This is a genomic window from Kangiella marina (genome assembly GCF_039541235.1).
GTDB classification, from domain to species: domain Bacteria; phylum Pseudomonadota; class Gammaproteobacteria; order Enterobacterales; family Kangiellaceae; genus Kangiella; species Kangiella marina.
Genome location: NZ_BAABFV010000001.1, coordinates 1420108 through 1436995, shown reverse-complemented (window position 1 = coordinate 1436995; position 16888 = coordinate 1420108). Strand labels below are relative to the sequence as shown.

14 protein-coding genes are annotated in these 16888 nt (G+C 45.4%); 6 read left to right on the top strand and 8 right to left on the bottom strand.

Going from position 1 to position 16888, the window contains the following annotated elements:
- Positions 1–15 precede the first annotated feature (15 nt).
- The 5 genes from def (at position 16) to ABD943_RS06430 (ending at position 5843) form a co-directional block, all read left to right on the top strand.
- On the top strand, positions 16–519 hold the full coding sequence (gene def, locus ABD943_RS06450; RefSeq protein ID WP_345292361.1) for a peptide deformylase: 504 nt from the start codon (positions 16–18) through the stop codon (positions 517–519).
- A gap of 13 nt (positions 520–532) precedes the next feature.
- On the top strand, positions 533–1504 hold the full coding sequence (gene fmt / locus ABD943_RS06445) for a methionyl-tRNA formyltransferase (RefSeq protein WP_345292360.1): 972 nt from the start codon (positions 533–535) through the stop codon (positions 1502–1504).
- Between the two features lie 19 nt (positions 1505–1523).
- On the top strand, positions 1524–2840 hold the full coding sequence (gene rsmB / locus ABD943_RS06440) for a 16S rRNA (cytosine(967)-C(5))-methyltransferase RsmB (RefSeq protein ID WP_345292359.1): 1317 nt from the start codon (positions 1524–1526) through the stop codon (positions 2838–2840).
- A 162-nt stretch (positions 2841–3002) separates the two neighbouring features.
- Positions 3003–4376 carry a Trk system potassium transporter TrkA gene (gene trkA, locus ABD943_RS06435; RefSeq protein ID WP_345292358.1) on the top strand — a complete coding sequence of 458 codons (1374 nt, stop codon included), beginning with the start codon at positions 3003–3005 and terminating at the stop codon, positions 4374–4376.
- A gap of 18 nt (positions 4377–4394) precedes the next feature.
- The gene (locus tag ABD943_RS06430) at positions 4395–5843 is read left to right on the top strand and encodes a TrkH family potassium uptake protein (RefSeq protein ID WP_345292357.1); all 1449 of its coding nucleotides are present in this window, start codon (positions 4395–4397) and stop codon (positions 5841–5843) included.
- A gap of 1 nt (position 5844) precedes the next feature.
- Here the strand turns inward: ABD943_RS06430 and ABD943_RS06425 are convergent, their stop codons facing one another.
- The 4 genes from ABD943_RS06425 to glmU all read right to left on the bottom strand — a co-directional run bounded on the left by ABD943_RS06425 (position 5845) and on the right by glmU (position 10776).
- On the bottom strand, positions 5845–6780 hold the full coding sequence (locus ABD943_RS06425; RefSeq protein WP_345292356.1) for a lysophospholipid acyltransferase family protein: 936 nt from the start codon (positions 6778–6780) through the stop codon (positions 5845–5847).
- Positions 6781–6913: 133 nt separating this feature from the next.
- Complete coding sequence (locus ABD943_RS06420) at positions 6914–7531, bottom strand: thiol:disulfide interchange protein DsbA/DsbL (RefSeq protein ID WP_345292355.1); 618 nt, start codon at positions 7529–7531, stop codon at positions 6914–6916.
- Between the two features lie 14 nt (positions 7532–7545).
- A complete protein-coding gene (glmS, locus tag ABD943_RS06415; protein ID WP_345292354.1) occupies positions 7546–9375 on the bottom strand; it encodes a glutamine--fructose-6-phosphate transaminase (isomerizing) in 1830 nt (609 codons plus the stop codon).
- Between the two features lie 6 nt (positions 9376–9381).
- On the bottom strand, positions 9382–10776 hold the full coding sequence (gene glmU, locus ABD943_RS06410) for a bifunctional UDP-N-acetylglucosamine diphosphorylase/glucosamine-1-phosphate N-acetyltransferase GlmU (protein WP_345292353.1): 1395 nt from the start codon (positions 10774–10776) through the stop codon (positions 9382–9384).
- Positions 10777–10970: 194 nt separating this feature from the next.
- Here glmU and ABD943_RS06405 point away from each other — a divergent pair, with 194 nt between their 5' ends.
- Positions 10971–12425 carry a zinc metalloprotease gene (locus tag ABD943_RS06405; RefSeq protein ID WP_345292352.1) on the top strand — a complete coding sequence of 485 codons (1455 nt, stop codon included), beginning with the start codon at positions 10971–10973 and terminating at the stop codon, positions 12423–12425.
- Positions 12426–12500: 75 nt separating this feature from the next.
- On the opposite strand, the gene ABD943_RS06400 is transcribed toward ABD943_RS06405, so the two are convergent.
- From ABD943_RS06400 to atpA, 4 genes are all read right to left on the bottom strand, one after another.
- Positions 12501–12926, bottom strand: coding sequence for a F0F1 ATP synthase subunit epsilon (locus ABD943_RS06400; RefSeq protein WP_345292351.1), 426 nt, complete (start codon positions 12924–12926; stop codon positions 12501–12503).
- Positions 12927–12962: 36 nt separating this feature from the next.
- Positions 12963–14339 (bottom strand): F0F1 ATP synthase subunit beta, encoded by a 1377-nt coding sequence (gene atpD / locus ABD943_RS06395; protein ID WP_223576897.1) that lies wholly within the window; start codon positions 14337–14339, stop codon positions 12963–12965.
- A gap of 63 nt (positions 14340–14402) precedes the next feature.
- Positions 14403–15263, bottom strand: a complete 861-nt coding sequence (gene atpG / locus ABD943_RS06390) for a F0F1 ATP synthase subunit gamma (protein ID WP_345292350.1) — start codon at positions 15261–15263, stop codon at positions 14403–14405.
- A gap of 73 nt (positions 15264–15336) precedes the next feature.
- Complete coding sequence (gene atpA / locus ABD943_RS06385) at positions 15337–16884, bottom strand: F0F1 ATP synthase subunit alpha (protein ID WP_345292349.1); 1548 nt, start codon at positions 16882–16884, stop codon at positions 15337–15339.
- Between the last annotated feature and the right edge of the window lie 4 nt (positions 16885–16888).

The window sequence follows — 16888 nt, the reverse complement described above, 5'->3', positions numbered from 1 at the left end:
AACGAATTAGGTTTCATGGCTAAACTAGACATTTTAGAATTCCCAGATACAAGACTTCGCACAAAAGCAGAAGACGTCACGGATTTTGGTGACGATTTCCAACAACAGGTCGATGACATGTTTGAAACCATGTATGAAGCACCTGGCATCGGCCTTGCAGGCGCGCAAGTCAACTTCCACAAACGCCTTTTCGTGATAGACGTTTCAGAGGACAAAAGCGAACCTCTGGTTTTCGCTAATCCAGAGTTCGTAGAAAAGCGTGGCGTTGAAGAAATGGAGGAGGGCTGCCTGTCTTTCCCTGGCGTTTATGCCAAAGTTAAACGTGCCAATGAAATTGTTATCAAAGCACAAGATCGTCACGGCGACATATTCGAAATGGATACCGGGGGCCTTTTAGCCGTGTGTATCCAGCACGAATACGATCACATTGAAGGTAAGCTTTTTGTCGATTACTTATCGCCATTAAAGCGTAACCGCATCCGAAAGGCGCTGGAAAAACAGCACCGACAAAACAAGTAAGCACACACTTACTATGAGTCAATCTCTTAACGTTATTTTCGCCGGAACGCCTGACTTTGCGGCAGCCAGCTTACAAGCACTCATCGACTCCGATCATCAAGTCATTGCGGTCTATACACAGCCTGATCGCCAGTCCGGTCGCGGAAAAAAGATCACCATGAGTCCTGTTAAAACACTGGCGCTGGAGCATAATATTCCCGTCGAGCAACCGTTAAACTTTACATCCGACGAAGCCCAGCAGGTGTTGGCGGATTACAAAGCTGACATCATGGTTGTAACCGCCTATGGCTTGTTGCTCCCTCAAATCGTTTTAGACACGCCAAGGCTTGGCTGTATTAATGTACACGGCTCTTTACTCCCTCGCTGGAGAGGTGCTGCCCCGATTCAACGCGCCATCCAAGCCGGAGACAAAGAAACAGGGATCACCATCATGCAAATGGAGGCTGGCTTAGATACTGGCCCCATGATCAGCAAAGCGATCACACCGATTACCCATACCGATACAGGCGCTAGTTTGCATGATAAGTTAGCCCTTCAAGGTGCCCAAGTATTAGCCGACACCCTCAACCAGATCGCGAAGAAGGGCATGTCGGCCGAAACGCAAGATGACAGCTTAGCCACCTATGCGCACAAGCTCAGTAAACAAGAAGCTATGATTGACTGGACGCGAGACGCCGCCAACATTGAACGCACTATTCGTGCATTTAACAGTTGGCCGGTGGCACAAACTGAATTAGACGGAGAGGTTATCCGCATTTGGCAGGCCGCAGTGGCCAGTGAACACAGCGCTCCTCAAGCGCAGCAAGCCGCCGGAACCATTCTCGACGCTAGCCAAGAAGGCATCTTGGTCCAGTGTGGCCAAGGACAATTGATGCTTACCGAGTTGCAACTTCCTGGCTCTCGTCGCATGCCTGTCAAAGATCTTCTAAATGCTCCTAAAAATCAAGAATTGCTAGCCAAAGGCGTGCAATTTACTTTATCTTAAATACTGTAAGGCTATCTCATTGGCTCTATTCAACGCACAGAAAATTCGCTCTCAGGCGGCTCAATCGTTACATACGATCGCCTTTGAGGGCCAATCCTCAAGCGATGTATTGGCCAATATCGAATTTGAAAACCCCAGCGATACCTCGCTATATAAAGCCATCGTCTTGGGATCGTGCCGTTATTTTGAGCGTTTAGATGCGCTTAGCCATTTACTGTTAAGAAAGCCCTTTAAACCCAAAGATCGGGATTTGCTCTGCTTATTAATCGTGGGGCTTTACCAACTGGAATATAGCCGAGTGCCCGATCATGCCGCTATCAGCGAAACGGTTGATGGCTGTCGCCAGCTCAAAAAAGAGTGGGCGACGAAGCTCTTAAATGGCGTTCTTCGCAGCTATTTACGCCAAAAAGAGGCATTAGCTCAACAGCTGGATCACCATTGGGACACCAAATTTAGCTTTCCAGAGTGGCTCATCAAACGTATTAAGCCACATTATAAAGGTCAGGTTGAACAGATTCTCGAACAATCCAATCAGCAAGCACCAATGTCGTTACGCATCAACCGGATGAAAACTAGCCGTGCTGATTTTTGCCGGTCGTTGGATGAAGTCGGTCTAGGGTACTCCGAACACCCATTGGTGAGCAGCGCCGTTGTGTTAGACCAAGCCGTTCCAGTCCTATCGCTCCCAGGGTTCGAGCAGGGCATGTGTTCCGTACAAGACGTCGCGGCACAATTAGCGGCCCAGTTACTCGCGCCCAAACCAGATCAAAAAGTTTTAGACGCTTGCGCAGCCCCTGGCGGTAAAAGCGCCCACCTACTTGAGTTTACCGACAACCGCATCCAATTGGATGCGGTTGATATAGATCCTATTCGCTGTTTCCGGATCCAAGAAAACCTCGAGCGGTTGGAGTTATCAGCCACCATTCACGATAGTGACGTTACCCGTTTTTTACACAACCAAACCGATCACTATGACGCGATTTTATTGGACGTGCCCTGCAGTGCAACTGGCGTTATACGTCGTCATCCAGATATTAAACTTCTGCGTCGGGATAGCGATATTGCAGAGCTGCAACAGATCCAAAACGAGATCTTGGATGCTGCTTGGACTGCTTTAAAACCTGGAGGAAAGCTACTTTACGCCACCTGTTCCATTCTTTTCGAAGAAAATGAGCAACAAATAACAGCTTTTCTAGATCGCACTCATAGCGCCAATTTAGTCGACTTGCCCGAAGCGTTAGTCGCCATAAGCCACGCTCAACTGGGCTGCCAAATTATTCCGGGAACAGGAAGCATGGACGGTTTCTATTACGCCCTATTGCAGAAATCGAGTTAAATAGCAGTCCAGCAGCGCAGTCAGTAGCCTCGCAAGCCTTTACCGCAGATTGCTAAATCCCTGATATTAATACCCATATTCATCAAAAAACCCTTCCGATCCCATGCAGTTAGCGTTAGCATAAGCATCAGATACTAATAAGAAGGCTTATTATTTGTCGTTATGAAAATTATTATTCTCGGCGCCGGTCAGGTGGGTACTAGCCTCGCGCTCAGTTTAGAGGGCGAAAATAACGACATTACCTTAATTGACTCGGATCCCAAGCGGTTGCGCTACATCCAAGATCACCTCGATCTGCGCACGATAGTTGGTCATGCCGCCTATCCTGATGTGTTAGCCAACGCAGGCATTGATGACAGCGATATGCTGGTCGCGGTTACCAGTAGCGATGAGGTCAATATGATCGCTTGCCAAATAGCTCACAGCCTTTACCAAACACCCACTAAAATCGCTCGAATCCGCTCGGCTAATTACCACCATAAGCACGACTTGTTTACCCATAACCACATTCCAGTGGATGTGGTCATTAGTCCTGAAAAATTGGTTACCGAGTATATTGAACGCTTGGTCGATAATCCTGGGGCTTTTCAGGTGTTAGATTTCGCCAATGGCTTACTGCGCTTAGTTGCTGTTAAGGCCTATTATGGCGGCCCTCTCGTTGGTAATGCGCTGTCCGAGTTAAAGCAACACTTACCCAATGTCGAAACCCGTGTTGCGGCTATTTTTCGACGTGGAAAGCCTATCGTGCCGACAGGACACACGGTGATTGAAGCCGACGATGAGGTCTTCTTCCTTGCCGCCAAAAAGCATATTCGCTCAGTCATGAGTGAGCTGCAGCGTCTCGAAAAAAGCTATCAACGCGTGATTATCGCGGGTGGCGGCAATATCGGTCAGGGTTTGGCCAAGCGTCTTGAAAAGAAGATGTTGGTCAAAATCATTGAGCGCGATCCCGAGCGAGCGGAAGAACTCGCTAACAATCTTGAAGATACCTTGGTTCTGCAAGGCGATGTCTCTGACGAAGATTTATTGACCGATGAAAATATCAGCGAGTTTGATCTGTTTATCGCAGTGACGAATGATGACGAAGCAAACATCATGTCGGCGCTACTCGCCAAACGTTTGGGCGTGCGCAAAACTATGGTTCTGATTAACCGCACCGCTTATGTCGATCTTATTCAAGGACATGAAATTGATATCGCTATTTCGCCACAGCAGGTGACCATTGGCAGCTTGCTGACTCATATTCGACGCGGACACGTTTCTAGCGTTTATTCGCTTCGTCGTGGTGCGGCAGAAGCCATTGAAGCCATTGCTAAAGGTAATGAACAGACCTCTTCTGTTATCGGACGCTCGATTAGCGAGCTGGCGTTACCGCCTGGAACCTCGATTGGGGCCATCGTGCGCGATGATCAGGTTTTGATCGCGCACGATAATCTTATTATCCGTGAAAACGATCATGTGGTTCTGTTCATGGTGGACAAAGACTATATTCAAGATGTTGAACGTCTTTTCCAAGTCAATGTCACCTATTTTTAGCCTTATTTAGGACGTTTAATGCAATTCGCTACCATTACACGCATTTTAGGGTTATTAATCATGGTCTTCAGTTTGACCATGATTCCGCCGAGCGTGGTAGCACTGATCTATCAGGATGGCGGCGGTAGTGCTTTTGTATTGACCTTTTTCATGACCCTTATTTTTGGCTTCCTGATATTCTTTCCTAAACGCCACGCCAAAAGTGATTTAAAAGTCCGCGACGGCTTTTTAGTGGTTGTGCTGTTTTGGACGGTTTTAAGTTTAATGGGCTCTGTTCCATTTTTACTGATGGACAGGATTGAAATGTCGCTAGCCGATTCCGTTTTTGAGGCATTTTCAGGGCTGACAACGACTGGTGCAACGGTGATCAGCGGCCTCGACAGTCTACCTCACTCCATTCTTTATTATCGACAACAACTGCAATGGCTTGGCGGCATGGGTATCATCGTTCTTGCGGTCGCTATCCTGCCTATGCTGGGTATTGGTGGGATGCAGCTTTACCGCGCTGAAACGCCCGGCCCAATGAAGGACAACAAACTCACACCACGAATCGCTGGTACGGCCAAGGCCTTGTGGTATATCTATCTCGGCCTGACCATTGCCTGTGCCGTTGCCTATTGGCTAGCGGGCATGACGCCGTTCGATGCCTTAGCTCACAGTTTTTCGACCGTCGCCATTGGTGGATTCTCGCCTCATGATGCCAGCATAGGCTATTTTGAAAGCTCTAATATTGAATTAGTGGCGTCACTATTCATGTTGTTGTCGGGGGTTAATTTTTCACTGCACTTCATGGCGGTTAGAAGTCTTAGTCTGACGCCGTACTTTAAAGATCCCGAGTTTAAAAGCTATTTGGCGATGCTGGTTTGCGTAACCCTAATCTGTCTTGCGGTCCTGTTAAGCTATAACCAGTTTGGCTTTTCCGAAGGCCTGGTGAAGAGTATTTTTCATACCATCTCAATTGCTACAACCACGGGTTTTGCCAGCTCTGATTTCAGCGCTTGGCCAAGCTTCTTGCCTGTCTTGTTGATTTTAACGAGCTTTGCCGGAGCTTGTGCGGCCTCTACTGGTGGCGGCATAAAAATTATTCGAATCGTATTACTCTTCAAGCAAGGGTTTCGAGAAATTAAACGATTGGTTCATCCAACAGGGGTCTTTTTGATCAAGCTAGGCAAAACCTCTGTCAGCGATCGTGTGGTACAAGCGGTATGGGGCTTTTTCGCCACCTATGTCATGCTCTTTTTAATTCTTATGATCTTGCTCATGGCCAACGGCATCGATCAGATTACCGCTTTTTCTGCTGTCGCGGCTTGCTTAAATAATCTGGGTCCAGGTCTCGGTGAGGTTTCAGTCAATTACAGCAGTCTCAATGATTTCACGAAATACATTTTAAGCTTCGCCATGCTGTTAGGTCGTCTTGAAATATTTACCCTTCTAGTGTTATTTACCCCTTATTTTTGGCGACGCTAACTTACTTCTGATACGGGTTGGATCCGCCACACTCGGTCGTTTTAAAGCGTTTATAGGACCACTGATACTGCTCAGGATATTGACGAATCATTCCTTCCAACTCTCCATTAACCTGTTTCGCATAACTTTCTACGCTTTGATCCGGGTTAATATCAATTGGCATTAAATGTATGTCATAACGATTAGCGTCATTTTTAATAGCTGCTACTTGAAACAGTTTGGCATCACTTTTTTGTTGAATTTTTTGCACAATAGTCATGGTCAACGCTTGCTTACCACAAAAGGGAACAAAGACTCCCGCTCGACGCCCCGGCTCTTGATCGCTTAACACCGCTGCAACCTCACCGTTTTTTAACATCTTAATCATGTGCATAACACCACGGCTATCCCCTTTGACCATCGTCGTATCATTCTGACAGCGCCCCATATTGATGACTTCATCCATCTCTTGTTGCCGAGGCGGGCGGTACATACAGTGAAAGGGGTATCGGCTGCCAAGGTAATATAAAGCGACCTCCCAATTTCCGATATGAGAGCCGGTAAAAAGCACCCCTTGACCTTGTGCTACAGTATCCTTGACCAAGGCCTCACCATATATCTTGTCTAGAAACTGCTCGCCTTCACATTTCTTCCAAATCTTAGCCGCTTCAAAAAATAATTTACCCGTATGACGTAAACTATCAGCAGCAATCTCCTGACGTTGCTTGACGGTTTTATCAGCCAGACACAGCTCTAAGTTGGTCAGCGTTGTTTGATAACCACGGGACTTAAATACCCTTGAACAGGTTGCAAAAAGCCTTGAAAAGCCACTCCCAACAAAGGCTGGCATCGCGGCAAAAAAGCGGATTAATGCTCGAATCACCTTAACCTTAAAGGGTTGTGATTGAATCGCTTTTCCTTTCACTTGAGACTCTTTCTGTTTGCTTGGATCGGTCATAGTTGAACTGTGTGAGTTGTGAACTTAGCTTACGGTTGACGTTTTTTTTATTGTATCGTTCATATTAAGTATAACCATAAAAAATGCCAGTGAACACTGGCATTTTTGAATTAACACTTTGTATAAGTAGGGATTACTTTGTGTTTTCTATGGCAAAGCTACCTAGCATTTCATTGATGTTTTTATAGCTTTGTACCGTGTATTTTTTGTTCACAATAACCATAGGGAAACGACTTACACGGAAATCACGCGCTAGCTTTTTTGCGTATTGGACTTTACTCTCAACACCAAATGAGGTGTAAGCTTTTTCAAAGTCTTCTTTAGAAATACCGGCTTCTTCAAAGATTGGAATTAAATCTTCTTTTGATTTGACGATATTTTTTTCGGCATGCCATTGATGGAAAATTGCTGGGTGTACCTTGTCTTTAACGCCCAAAACCTCTGCCGCGTAGTAACCATAAGTTAAGTGTGGCACCTGGCTCATGAAAACTGGAACTTGCTCGAATTTCACAGCTTCTGGCTTAGACTCCTTCCACTTGTTTAACACCGGCTCTAAGTTGTAGCAGTGTGGGCATGTATATGAGAAAAACTCATATACGTGTGGCTTAGCGCTCGCTTCTTTGCCACTGATAACTGTGTAGTCTTCGCCTTCTTTAACGATAGCGGACTTACTCGTGTTATTTTCAGCACAAGCCACCTGGCTCATGGCAATCAACGCTAAAACACTACCTAATAATACTTTTAATTTCATTCATGACTCCTAAATCATTCAACTGTCACTGATTTTGCTAAATTTCTCGGCTGATCGACATCAGTTCCTTTGATCACCGCCACGTAATACGACAAAAGTTGCATTGGAATGGTGTAAACCATGGGGGCCGTAATTCGATATTGGCTATCCACAGGGAACACTGTTATACCATTTGAATCCTGAATATTAGCTGACTTGTCTGCAAAAACAAAGAGGTTACCGCCTCGTGAGCGCACTTCCTCAACATTAGACTTCAATTTTTCCAGTAAATTATCATTTGGGGCAACAACAACCGTTGGCATTTCTTTATCAATTAACGCTAAAGGTCCATGCTTTAATTCACCCGCCGCATAGGCTTCCGCATGAATATACGAAATTTCTTTTAACTTTAACGCCGCCTCCATCGCTATTGGGTACTGCTGACCGCGTCCTAAAAATAACGTATGTTGTTTCTCTGCAAATGCCTCTGATAGCTTATCGATAGCTTCAGCCTGATCCAGTGCTTTCTGGATTTCATGCGGCAAATGCTCCAATGCGTCTACGATTTCTTGTTCGACGGCTTTTTCCATACCCTTGGCTTTACCAATCGACACCATAAGAAGAAGCAAAGAAACAAGCTGTGCCGTAAATGCCTTGGTCGAGGCAACGCCAATTTCAGCACCGGCTCGCGTTAATAAGGTAAAGTCAGACTCACGCACCATGGAAGAAGCAGGGGAGTTGCATACCGTCAAACTTGCTAAATAACCTTCATCTTTGGCTTTGTTTAGAGCCGCCAAGGTATCGGCAGTTTCACCTGATTGTGAAATCGTTATAAATAAGCTGTTTGGAATCACTGCGGTGTCGCGATAACGGTACTCGCTGGCGATTTCAACTAAGCATGGAATCTTAAGATATTGCTCAACCCAGTATTTCGCAACCAATGCCGCATGGTAGCTGGTGCCACAAGCAATAATTTGTAGCGCATCCACTTGCTCAAAGATCTTTGTCGCATTTTCGCCAAGAGTCTCAACGTAAACCTGATGATCGACAATACGGCCTTCTAAGGTTTCTGCGACCACTGACGGCTGCTCAAATATTTCTTTCAACATAAAGTGACGGTAGTTTCCTTTATCGACAGCATCATGCTGAATATCTGAGGTTTCAAATTCTCGATGAATTTCTTTACCATCACTGTTTAATAAGGTAAATCCATCTCGGCGCACCTCAGCCACTTCACCTTCTTCCAGATATAAAAACTCGCGTGTGACCGGCAATAAAGCCAACTGATCTGAAGCGACAAAGTATTCGCCAATACCTTTGCCAATCACTAATGGGCTGCCGGAACGGGCAACTACCATTTTATCTGGCTGATTAGCGTCGATGGCTACCGTGCCATAAGCACCTTTCAGCTTCTTTGTCGTTGCTAATAGCGCCTTCAACAGGCTATCGGTGTTTTGTAGTGCCTCATGTAAGCAGTGCGCAATGACTTCAGTATCGGTATCGGACTCAAAGCGATACCCTCTATTTTTCAGTTCATCGCGTAACTCGTCATGGTTTTCAATGATGCCGTTATGCACCAACGCAATATTATCTTCGGACATGTGTGGGTGAGCATTTCGCTCTGTTGGCTCACCATGAGTTGCCCAACGAGTGTGAGCAATGCCTAAGCCACCGCTTATTGGGCTTTTAGTCAGAGCTTCTTTAAGTTCAGATACTTTTCCAGCCCGTCGAATTCTTTCAATGTGACCATCATGATAAATAGCCACTCCCGCAGAGTCATATCCACGGTATTCCAAACGTTTCAAACCTTCAACCAAGATGTCGCTGACATCTCGTTGCGCGATTGCACCAACAATTCCGCACATTATTCTTTATCCTTCGCTATTACTTTTTTGCTGTTTAACCGGCCTTTGCCAGCCTTCAATGTTTTTTTGTGGCACCCGACTGATCGATAATTCATTAGCTGGAACATCTTTAGTTACCGTCGTGCCCGCGCCCACTGTCGCATTTTGTCCAATAGTCACCGGTGCAACTAATTGGCAGTCTGATCCAATAAAGGCACCATCTTCAATTCGTGTAACAAACTTATTAGCACCATCATAGTTACAGGTAATCACTCCCGCGCCCACATTGACCCCTTGACCAATCTCAGCATCGCCTAAATAGGTCAAGTGACTTGCTTTGCTGCCTTTACCCAGCGTTGCCTTCTTGGTCTCAACAAAGTTACCTATGAACGCTTCATCTTCCAGTCTCGTTCCTGGACGAATCCTCGCGAACGGGCCTACTTGGCAAGCTGCCCCAATTTCGGCACTTTCTATCATGGTGTTCGGTTTTATTTGACTGTCTCGACCAATCACACAGTCTTTCAATATGACGTTTGCACCAATTGTCGCACCCGACTCAATGGTGACTTTGCCTTCGATAATCACATTGACATCTATCAAGACATCGTTTGCGCAGTTTAGTTCGCCTCGAACATCCAATCGCGCTGGATCCAGTAGGGTAACACCTTGCTCTAATAACTCTTGTGCACGCGCTTCTTGGTAGCGACGCTCCAGCTGTGCCAACTGCACGCGGCTGTTAACCCCTTCGACTTCCATCTCCGAAGTAGGGTGGCATGCGATAACCCCTGCATCATCGTTTTGAGTCTTGTCTGCAGCCATAGCAATGCAATCCGTCAGATAATACTCACCTTGGGCATTGTTATTATCAATGTTACTCAACCATTGCTTTAACGCCGCAGCATTCGCGCACAGTATTCCGGTATTAACTTCTGTCACTTTCAACTGTTCATCATTCGCATCTTTTTGCTCAACGATTTCGGTAACCTCATTCTGTGAATTGCGAATGATTCTGCCATAGCCCGACGGATTATCCAGTTTTACTGTTAACAATCCGATGCCAGCAGATGGTTGTGCTTGAATCAGATCTTTGAGCGTACTGGATTGAATCAATGGAACATCACCATAAAGTACTAAAACCTGATCATCATCACTGATTATAGGCAAAGCTTGATCAACCGCGTGGCCGGTTCCTAATTGCTCGGCTTGTTCTACGATGGTTATATTAGTGTTTTCGAGTTTCTTTTCAACTTGATGGATGCCATGGCCCGCTACAACGATGATTTGCTTGGGTTGTAATGAGTTTGCAGTATTGATGACGTGCTCTACCATCGAGCGACCAGCTATAGGGTGTAATACTTTTGGCAAGTTTGAGCGCATGCGAGTCCCTTTGCCCGCTGCCAATATCACGACGCTTAGTGCCATATTTATTCTAATTCGTTGAAATTAAGCGCTTATTTTAACACTTATCATCAATTTTGGCTTTTATAGAATACATTTTTCAGTGATCTCTCACTTTTTTTTCAGTTTTAACCACTTTTTCATTCTTCAAGTCTTTATTAAGCTGGTCATGCTTCATAGATGAAGCCTTTCACAGGAATATTTCAAAGGAGATTGAAATGAAAAAACTGTTATTACTGACTGCTTCGGCAGCTATTCTTAATGGCTGTATTTACGGTACAGTCCAAGACGCTAACACCGGTTCCGCCGTTTACCAAGCTAAGGTTTCTGTCATTAATGGAAACTGCTCAGGTAATGGTTGCGGCTTTCCAGAAGGCACCGATACTTCGGGTATGTATGTGTTTGATGCCTATGGTGACCGCAATGGCAGCGCCAATACTAAATTTATCACACCATCAAGCGGTCAAGAGGCCGTCACCTTCAGAGTCTCTAAACCGGGTTATCAATCACGCACCTTCTATCATAAGCCGGATTACCAAAAAATTACTTATAGTGGTAAAACCTATTACGTCAGTGACGCACCAGTTATTTATCTTTGCCCACTAGGCAGCCTTGATAGCGATGGCGACTCTATCTGTAACGCGGCCGAAACGCGCTACGGCACCAATCCTTATGATAGCGACACAGATGACGATCGTTTGAGTGATGCCGCTGAAATCTTCGGCTACAACGGGGTTGATATCCGCTACTATGGCGCCGATCCGCTGCGTAAAACGGTGTTGGTTGAAGCTGACTATTATCAAGCCTTTAAACCTGATCAAGCAGCGTTAGATCAAGTTATTCAAGCATTTGCCGACGCCCCAGTGACCAATCCTGATGGCTCAACAGGCATTACATTAGCCATTGATTTGGATTCTCAAATCGCTGCCGCCGATGTTGATAGTAACTTAAGCCCGGTTTGGACTGATTTTGATGTCATTAAAAATCAATACTTCCCGTCAAGACGCAGTAAATTGTTCCACTATGCTTTATTTGCTGATCGCCATAGTGGCGGTACTTCCAGTGGTATTTCTCGCGGTATCCCAGCCCATGACTTTGTTGTGAGTTTAGGTGGATGGCCGACTCCTGGTGGCACAATGCAGCAACAAGCTGGCACGTTGATGCACGAGTTTGGTCACAATCTAGGTCTACGTCATGGTGGTAATGAAAATACCAACCGTAAACTAAATTACCTCAGCATCATGAGTTATGACTACCAAATGCCGGGGCTACGTGTTGATGGCGCAACCGGTGTTGTTGACTATTCTCGCTTAAAAGTTAACGCCATCAGCGGTAACATCAGTGAGTTTAGCGCTATGTCTGGATATGGAGGCACTACTGAATCCGATTTGGCTGACTATCAAGTACGCCGTAACGGTTCTTGGTTATCAGGAACAGCCAGCGCAAATTTAGACGTCAACAACAATGGTACTCTGCAATCATCAGTTTTTGTCGGCAATATTAATGCTTCGCAAAATGACTGGGATAATATCAGTTTTGGCGGCGGCGGTACTGGTGGCACTATCGGTGATCCTCACTTAGGCGCTTCGAGTATGATGCTATACAGTCTTACAAGTCAGATGGCGACTCCAGAGTTTATGGTTGAACCATGTATGACTCCAGAAGACATGTAACCCATAAAAGACAACATTCGAACATAAAAAAAGGTGGCCAAAGCCACCTTTTTTATTTCGCTCTTTTAAAAAGAATTATTTTCCGCTTTTCTTTTTAATCGCACGTAGCGTGCGTAATTGAGCAACAGCTTCAGCTAACTCAGCAGCAGCTTTAGAGTACTCAATCTCAGAACTTTGATCAGCCAAGGCTTCACGAGCGTCTTTTTCAGCTTCTAAAGCTTTTGCTTCATCAACGTCTTCCGCTCGAACAGCCGTATCAGCCAATACTGTTACCATGTGTGGTTGAACTTCCAGCATTCCGCCTGAGACGAAAAACAACTCAACCTCGCCACCTGGCAAAGTCACTTTGACTGGGCCTGGGTTTAATGACGTTAGTAGGGGAGCGTGGCCAGGTTCAACACCTAGCTCACCCAAATCACCTGTCGCAATAAGACGCTCAACCTTTCCAGAAAAGATTGAGTCTTCTGCGCTAACGATATCCAAATGTACAGTCATTGCCATTAGGTCCCCCCCTTCTTAATACTAAGTAAGGGCTGATTAAATGTTTTTAGCCTTTTCAACCGCTTCTTCGATTGAGCCAACCATGTAGAACGCTTGCTCAGGCAAGTGATCGTATTCACCGTTCAAAATGCCTTTGAAGCCAGAAATCGTGTCTTTCAACGATACATATTTACCAGGAGCACCAGTAAATACTTCTGCTACGAAGAATGGCTGCGATAAGAAACGTTGAATCTTACGAGCACGTGATACCGTCTGCTTATCTTCTTCAGAAAGCTCGTCCATACCAAGAATCGCAATAATATCTTTCAACTCTTTATAACGCTGCAATACACCTTGAACGCCACGAGCTACGTCATAGTGCTCATTACCGATAACTAACGGATCAAGCTGACGTGAAGTAGAGTCTAGTGGGTCAACCGCAGGGTAAATACCTAGCTCAGCGATTTGACGAGACAATACAACTGTTGCATCTAAGTGTGCGAACGTCGTTGCTGGCGATGGATCCGTTAAGTCATCCGCAGGTACGTATACCGCCTGAATCGACGTAATCGAACCCGTCTTCGTTGAAGTAATACGCTCCTGAAGAACACCCATCTCTTCAGCTAGTGTAGGCTGGTAACCTACCGCTGATGGCATACGACCTAGAAGTGCTGATACCTCAGTACCTGCTAGGGTATAACGGTAGATGTTATCAACGAACAATAGTACGTCACGGCCTTCGTCACGGAATTTTTCCGCCATCGTCAAACCAGTCAAAGCAACACGTAGACGGTTACCCGGTGGTTCGTTCATCTGACCGTATACTAGCGATACTTTATCGATTACGTTTGAATCAGTCATTTCGTGGTAGAAGTCGTTACCCTCACGAGTACGCTCACCAACACCAGCGAATACTGAGAAACCTGAGTGCTCAATCGCAATGTTACGGATAAGCTCCATCATGTTTACAGTTTTACCAACACCGGCACCACCAAACAGACCAACTTTACCACCCTTTGCGAACGGGCATACCAAGTCAATAACCTTAATACCAGTCTCTAGAAGTTCATTAGCAGGTGCTAACTCTTCAAGAGTAGGCGCCTTTCGGTGAATAGACATACGCTCTTTCTCACCGATAGGACCTTTTTCGTCGATTGGGTTACCAAGCACGTCCATGATACGGCCTAGGGTTTCAGTACCCACAGGAACCTGAATTGGCGCGCCAGTATTAGTTGTTTCTAGTCCACGACGTAAACCATCTGATGCTCCCATCGCGATACAACGAACAACACCGTCACCTAACTGTTGCTGAACTTCTAGCGTCAAGCCAGTGTCAGTTACTGTAAGTGCATCATAAACCTTAGGAACACTATCACGCGGGAACTCAACGTCGATAACCGCGCCGATAATTTCTACAATGTTACCTGTGCTCATATTGATTTCCTCAATCTTAAGCTTTAAAAACTTATCTTCTCTACTTTACGCGAAAGTAATGTATTAAACCGCAGCTGCACCAGCACTAATCTCAGCCAACTCTTGAGTAATCGCTGCCTGACGTGCTTTGTTGTAAACAAGCTCAAGGTCATCAATAAGATCACCTGCGTTATCCGAAGCAGCTTTCATCGCTACCATTCGTGCAGCTTGTTCACAGGCGATGTTTTCTACAACGGCCTGATAAACTTGTGATTCAATGAAACGAACCATTAGTTTGTCCAAAAGCGGCTTCGCTTCTGGCTCGTACAAATAATCCCAATGGTGACGCAATTCATCGTCTTGACCAACCGGTAGAGGCAATAACTGCTCAACCTTAGGCTCTTGCGTCATTGAATTCACAAATTCGTTAGTTACGATAAATAAACGATCGATGCGACCTTCATCGTAGGCTTTTAACATCACTTTAACTGCGCCAATCAAGTCTTCAATCTCTGGTGTATCACCAAGATTTGAACTTTTAGCAACAACTGAACCACCGACTCTTCTAAAGAATCCTGTAGCTTTGCTGCCGATAAGACACATATCAACTTCAATGTCTTGTTCAGACCATTCTTTCATGCTGTTTAGTGCTTTCTTGAACAAGTTAATGTTCAAGCCACCACATAAACCGCGATCTGTTGATACCACGATATAACCTACACGCTTAACATCACGCTCAGTAATATAAGCATGACGGTACTCAGGAGTACCTTGCGCAATGTGTTTGATCACAGTGCGAATTTTTTCAGCGTAAGGACGTGATGATGCCATACGATCTTGCGCTTTACGCATTTTACTTGCCGCAACCATTTCCATCGCAGAAGTAATTTTTTGCGTATTTTTAATCGACCCAATTTTGGTACGAATTTCTTTAGCGCCTGACATACTCTATTTCCAGTCTAAAATTAGTGTTTGGTAAGTAGGGAAGGGCGCATAAAGCACCCTTCAAAACTTAGTCTTACCAAGTTTGCGTAGACTTAAACTTAGTTAAAGCTTCTTCAAGTTTAGCTTTCACGTCGTCGTTGTAATCACATTTTTCATTGATTTCATTCAACAAGTCGCCGTGTTGGTTCTTGAAGTAGTCTAGCAATGCAGATTCAAAGTCACCGATTTTGTTGATTTCAACATCTTTCAAGTGGCCTTCTTCTGCTGCGTACAATGAGATAGCCATTTCAGCTACTGATAATGGAGCATATTGTTTCTGCTTCATTAATTCAGTAACACGTTGACCATGCTCTAGCTGTGCACGTGTTGCGTCATCAAGGTCAGACGCGAACTGAGCAAATGCTGCTAATTCACGATACTGAGCCAATGCTAGACGAACACCACCACCAAGCTTCTTAATGATCTTAGTCTGTGCTGCACCACCTACACGCGATACCGATAGACCTGCATTCACCGCCGGACGAATACCTGCGTTGAATAAGTCAGTTTCTAAGAAGATCTGACCGTCTGTAATCGAGATTACGTTAGTTGGTACGAACGCTGATACGTCACCAGCTTGAGTTTCAATGATAGGCAATGCTGTCAAAGAACCCGTTTGACCTTTTACTTCACCGTTAGTGATCTTTTCAACATGATCTGCATTGATTCGTGCAGCACGCTCAAGAAGACGCGAGTGTAAGTAGAAAACGTCACCAGGGTATGCTTCACGACCTGGAGGACGACGTAATAGCAATGAAATTTGACGGTAAGCCCATGCTTGTTTCGTCAAATCATCATATACGATTAAGCTGTCTTCACCGCGGTCACGGAAGAACTCACCCATAGAACAACCAGAGAATGGAGCGATGAACTGCAGTGCAGCCGCATCTGCTGCTGTCGCAGCTACCACGATAGTGTGGTCCATTGCACCGTGCTCTTCAAGCTTACGTACGATGTTGTTTACTGTCGATGCTTTCTGACCAACCGCTACGTATACACAAGTCACGCCTGTGCCTTTTTGGTTGATGATGGCATCAATAGCGATGGCTGTTTTACCAGTCTGACGGTCACCAATAATCAACTCACGCTGACCACGACCAACAGGAATCATCGCATCAATAGATTTCATACCAGTTTGAACAGGCTGGTCTACCGATTGACGTTCAATTACACCCGGTGCAATTTTTTCGATTGGAGAGAAACCGTCATTCTCGATTGGACCTTTGCCGTCCAGAGGGTTACCTAGCGCGTCTACTACGCGACCTAGAAGACCACGACCGACTGGTACTTCAAGAATACGACCAGTACATTTCGCTGTCATGCCCTCAACGATGTCAGAGTAGTCACCAAGAACTACCGCACCGACTGAGTCACGCTCTAGGTTCAAAGCCATACCATATTTACCGCCAGGGAGTTCAATCATCTCACCAGCCATGACTTCTTCTAGACCATGAATTCGTAAAATACCGTCAGATACGCTGACGATAGTACCTTCATTACGAGCTTCGCTCACAACTTCAAAAGAGTCGATGCGCTTTTTAATTAGCTCGCTAATTTCAGATGGATTCAGTTGCACACTCATGCTT

What these genes read in the sequence shown, in the direction of transcription:
- def (WP_345292361.1), top strand. Translation starts at nt 16, where the DNA reads ATGGCTAAACTAGACATTTTAGAATTCCCAGATACAAGACTTCGCACA.
- atpD (WP_223576897.1), bottom strand. Translation starts at nt 14,339, where the DNA reads ATGAGCACAGGTAACATTGTAGAAATTATCGGCGCGGTTATCGACGTT.
- atpA (WP_345292349.1), bottom strand. Translation starts at nt 16,884, where the DNA reads ATGAGTGTGCAACTGAATCCATCTGAAATTAGCGAGCTAATTAAAAAG.
- fmt (WP_345292360.1), top strand. Translation starts at nt 533, where the DNA reads ATGAGTCAATCTCTTAACGTTATTTTCGCCGGAACGCCTGACTTTGCG.
- atpG (WP_345292350.1), bottom strand. Translation starts at nt 15,263, where the DNA reads ATGTCAGGCGCTAAAGAAATTCGTACCAAAATTGGGTCGATTAAAAAT.
- ABD943_RS06425 (WP_345292356.1), bottom strand. Translation starts at nt 6,780, where the DNA reads ATGACCGATCCAAGCAAACAGAAAGAGTCTCAAGTGAAAGGAAAAGCG.
- ABD943_RS06420 (WP_345292355.1), bottom strand. Translation starts at nt 7,531, where the DNA reads ATGAAATTAAAAGTATTATTAGGTAGTGTTTTAGCGTTGATTGCCATG.
- ABD943_RS06405 (WP_345292352.1), top strand. Translation starts at nt 10,971, where the DNA reads ATGAAAAAACTGTTATTACTGACTGCTTCGGCAGCTATTCTTAATGGC.
- glmU (WP_345292353.1), bottom strand. Translation starts at nt 10,776, where the DNA reads ATGGCACTAAGCGTCGTGATATTGGCAGCGGGCAAAGGGACTCGCATG.
- ABD943_RS06430 (WP_345292357.1), top strand. Translation starts at nt 4,395, where the DNA reads ATGCAATTCGCTACCATTACACGCATTTTAGGGTTATTAATCATGGTC.
- ABD943_RS06400 (WP_345292351.1), bottom strand. Translation starts at nt 12,926, where the DNA reads ATGGCAATGACTGTACATTTGGATATCGTTAGCGCAGAAGACTCAATC.
- trkA (WP_345292358.1), top strand. Translation starts at nt 3,003, where the DNA reads ATGAAAATTATTATTCTCGGCGCCGGTCAGGTGGGTACTAGCCTCGCG.
- glmS (WP_345292354.1), bottom strand. Translation starts at nt 9,375, where the DNA reads ATGTGCGGAATTGTTGGTGCAATCGCGCAACGAGATGTCAGCGACATC.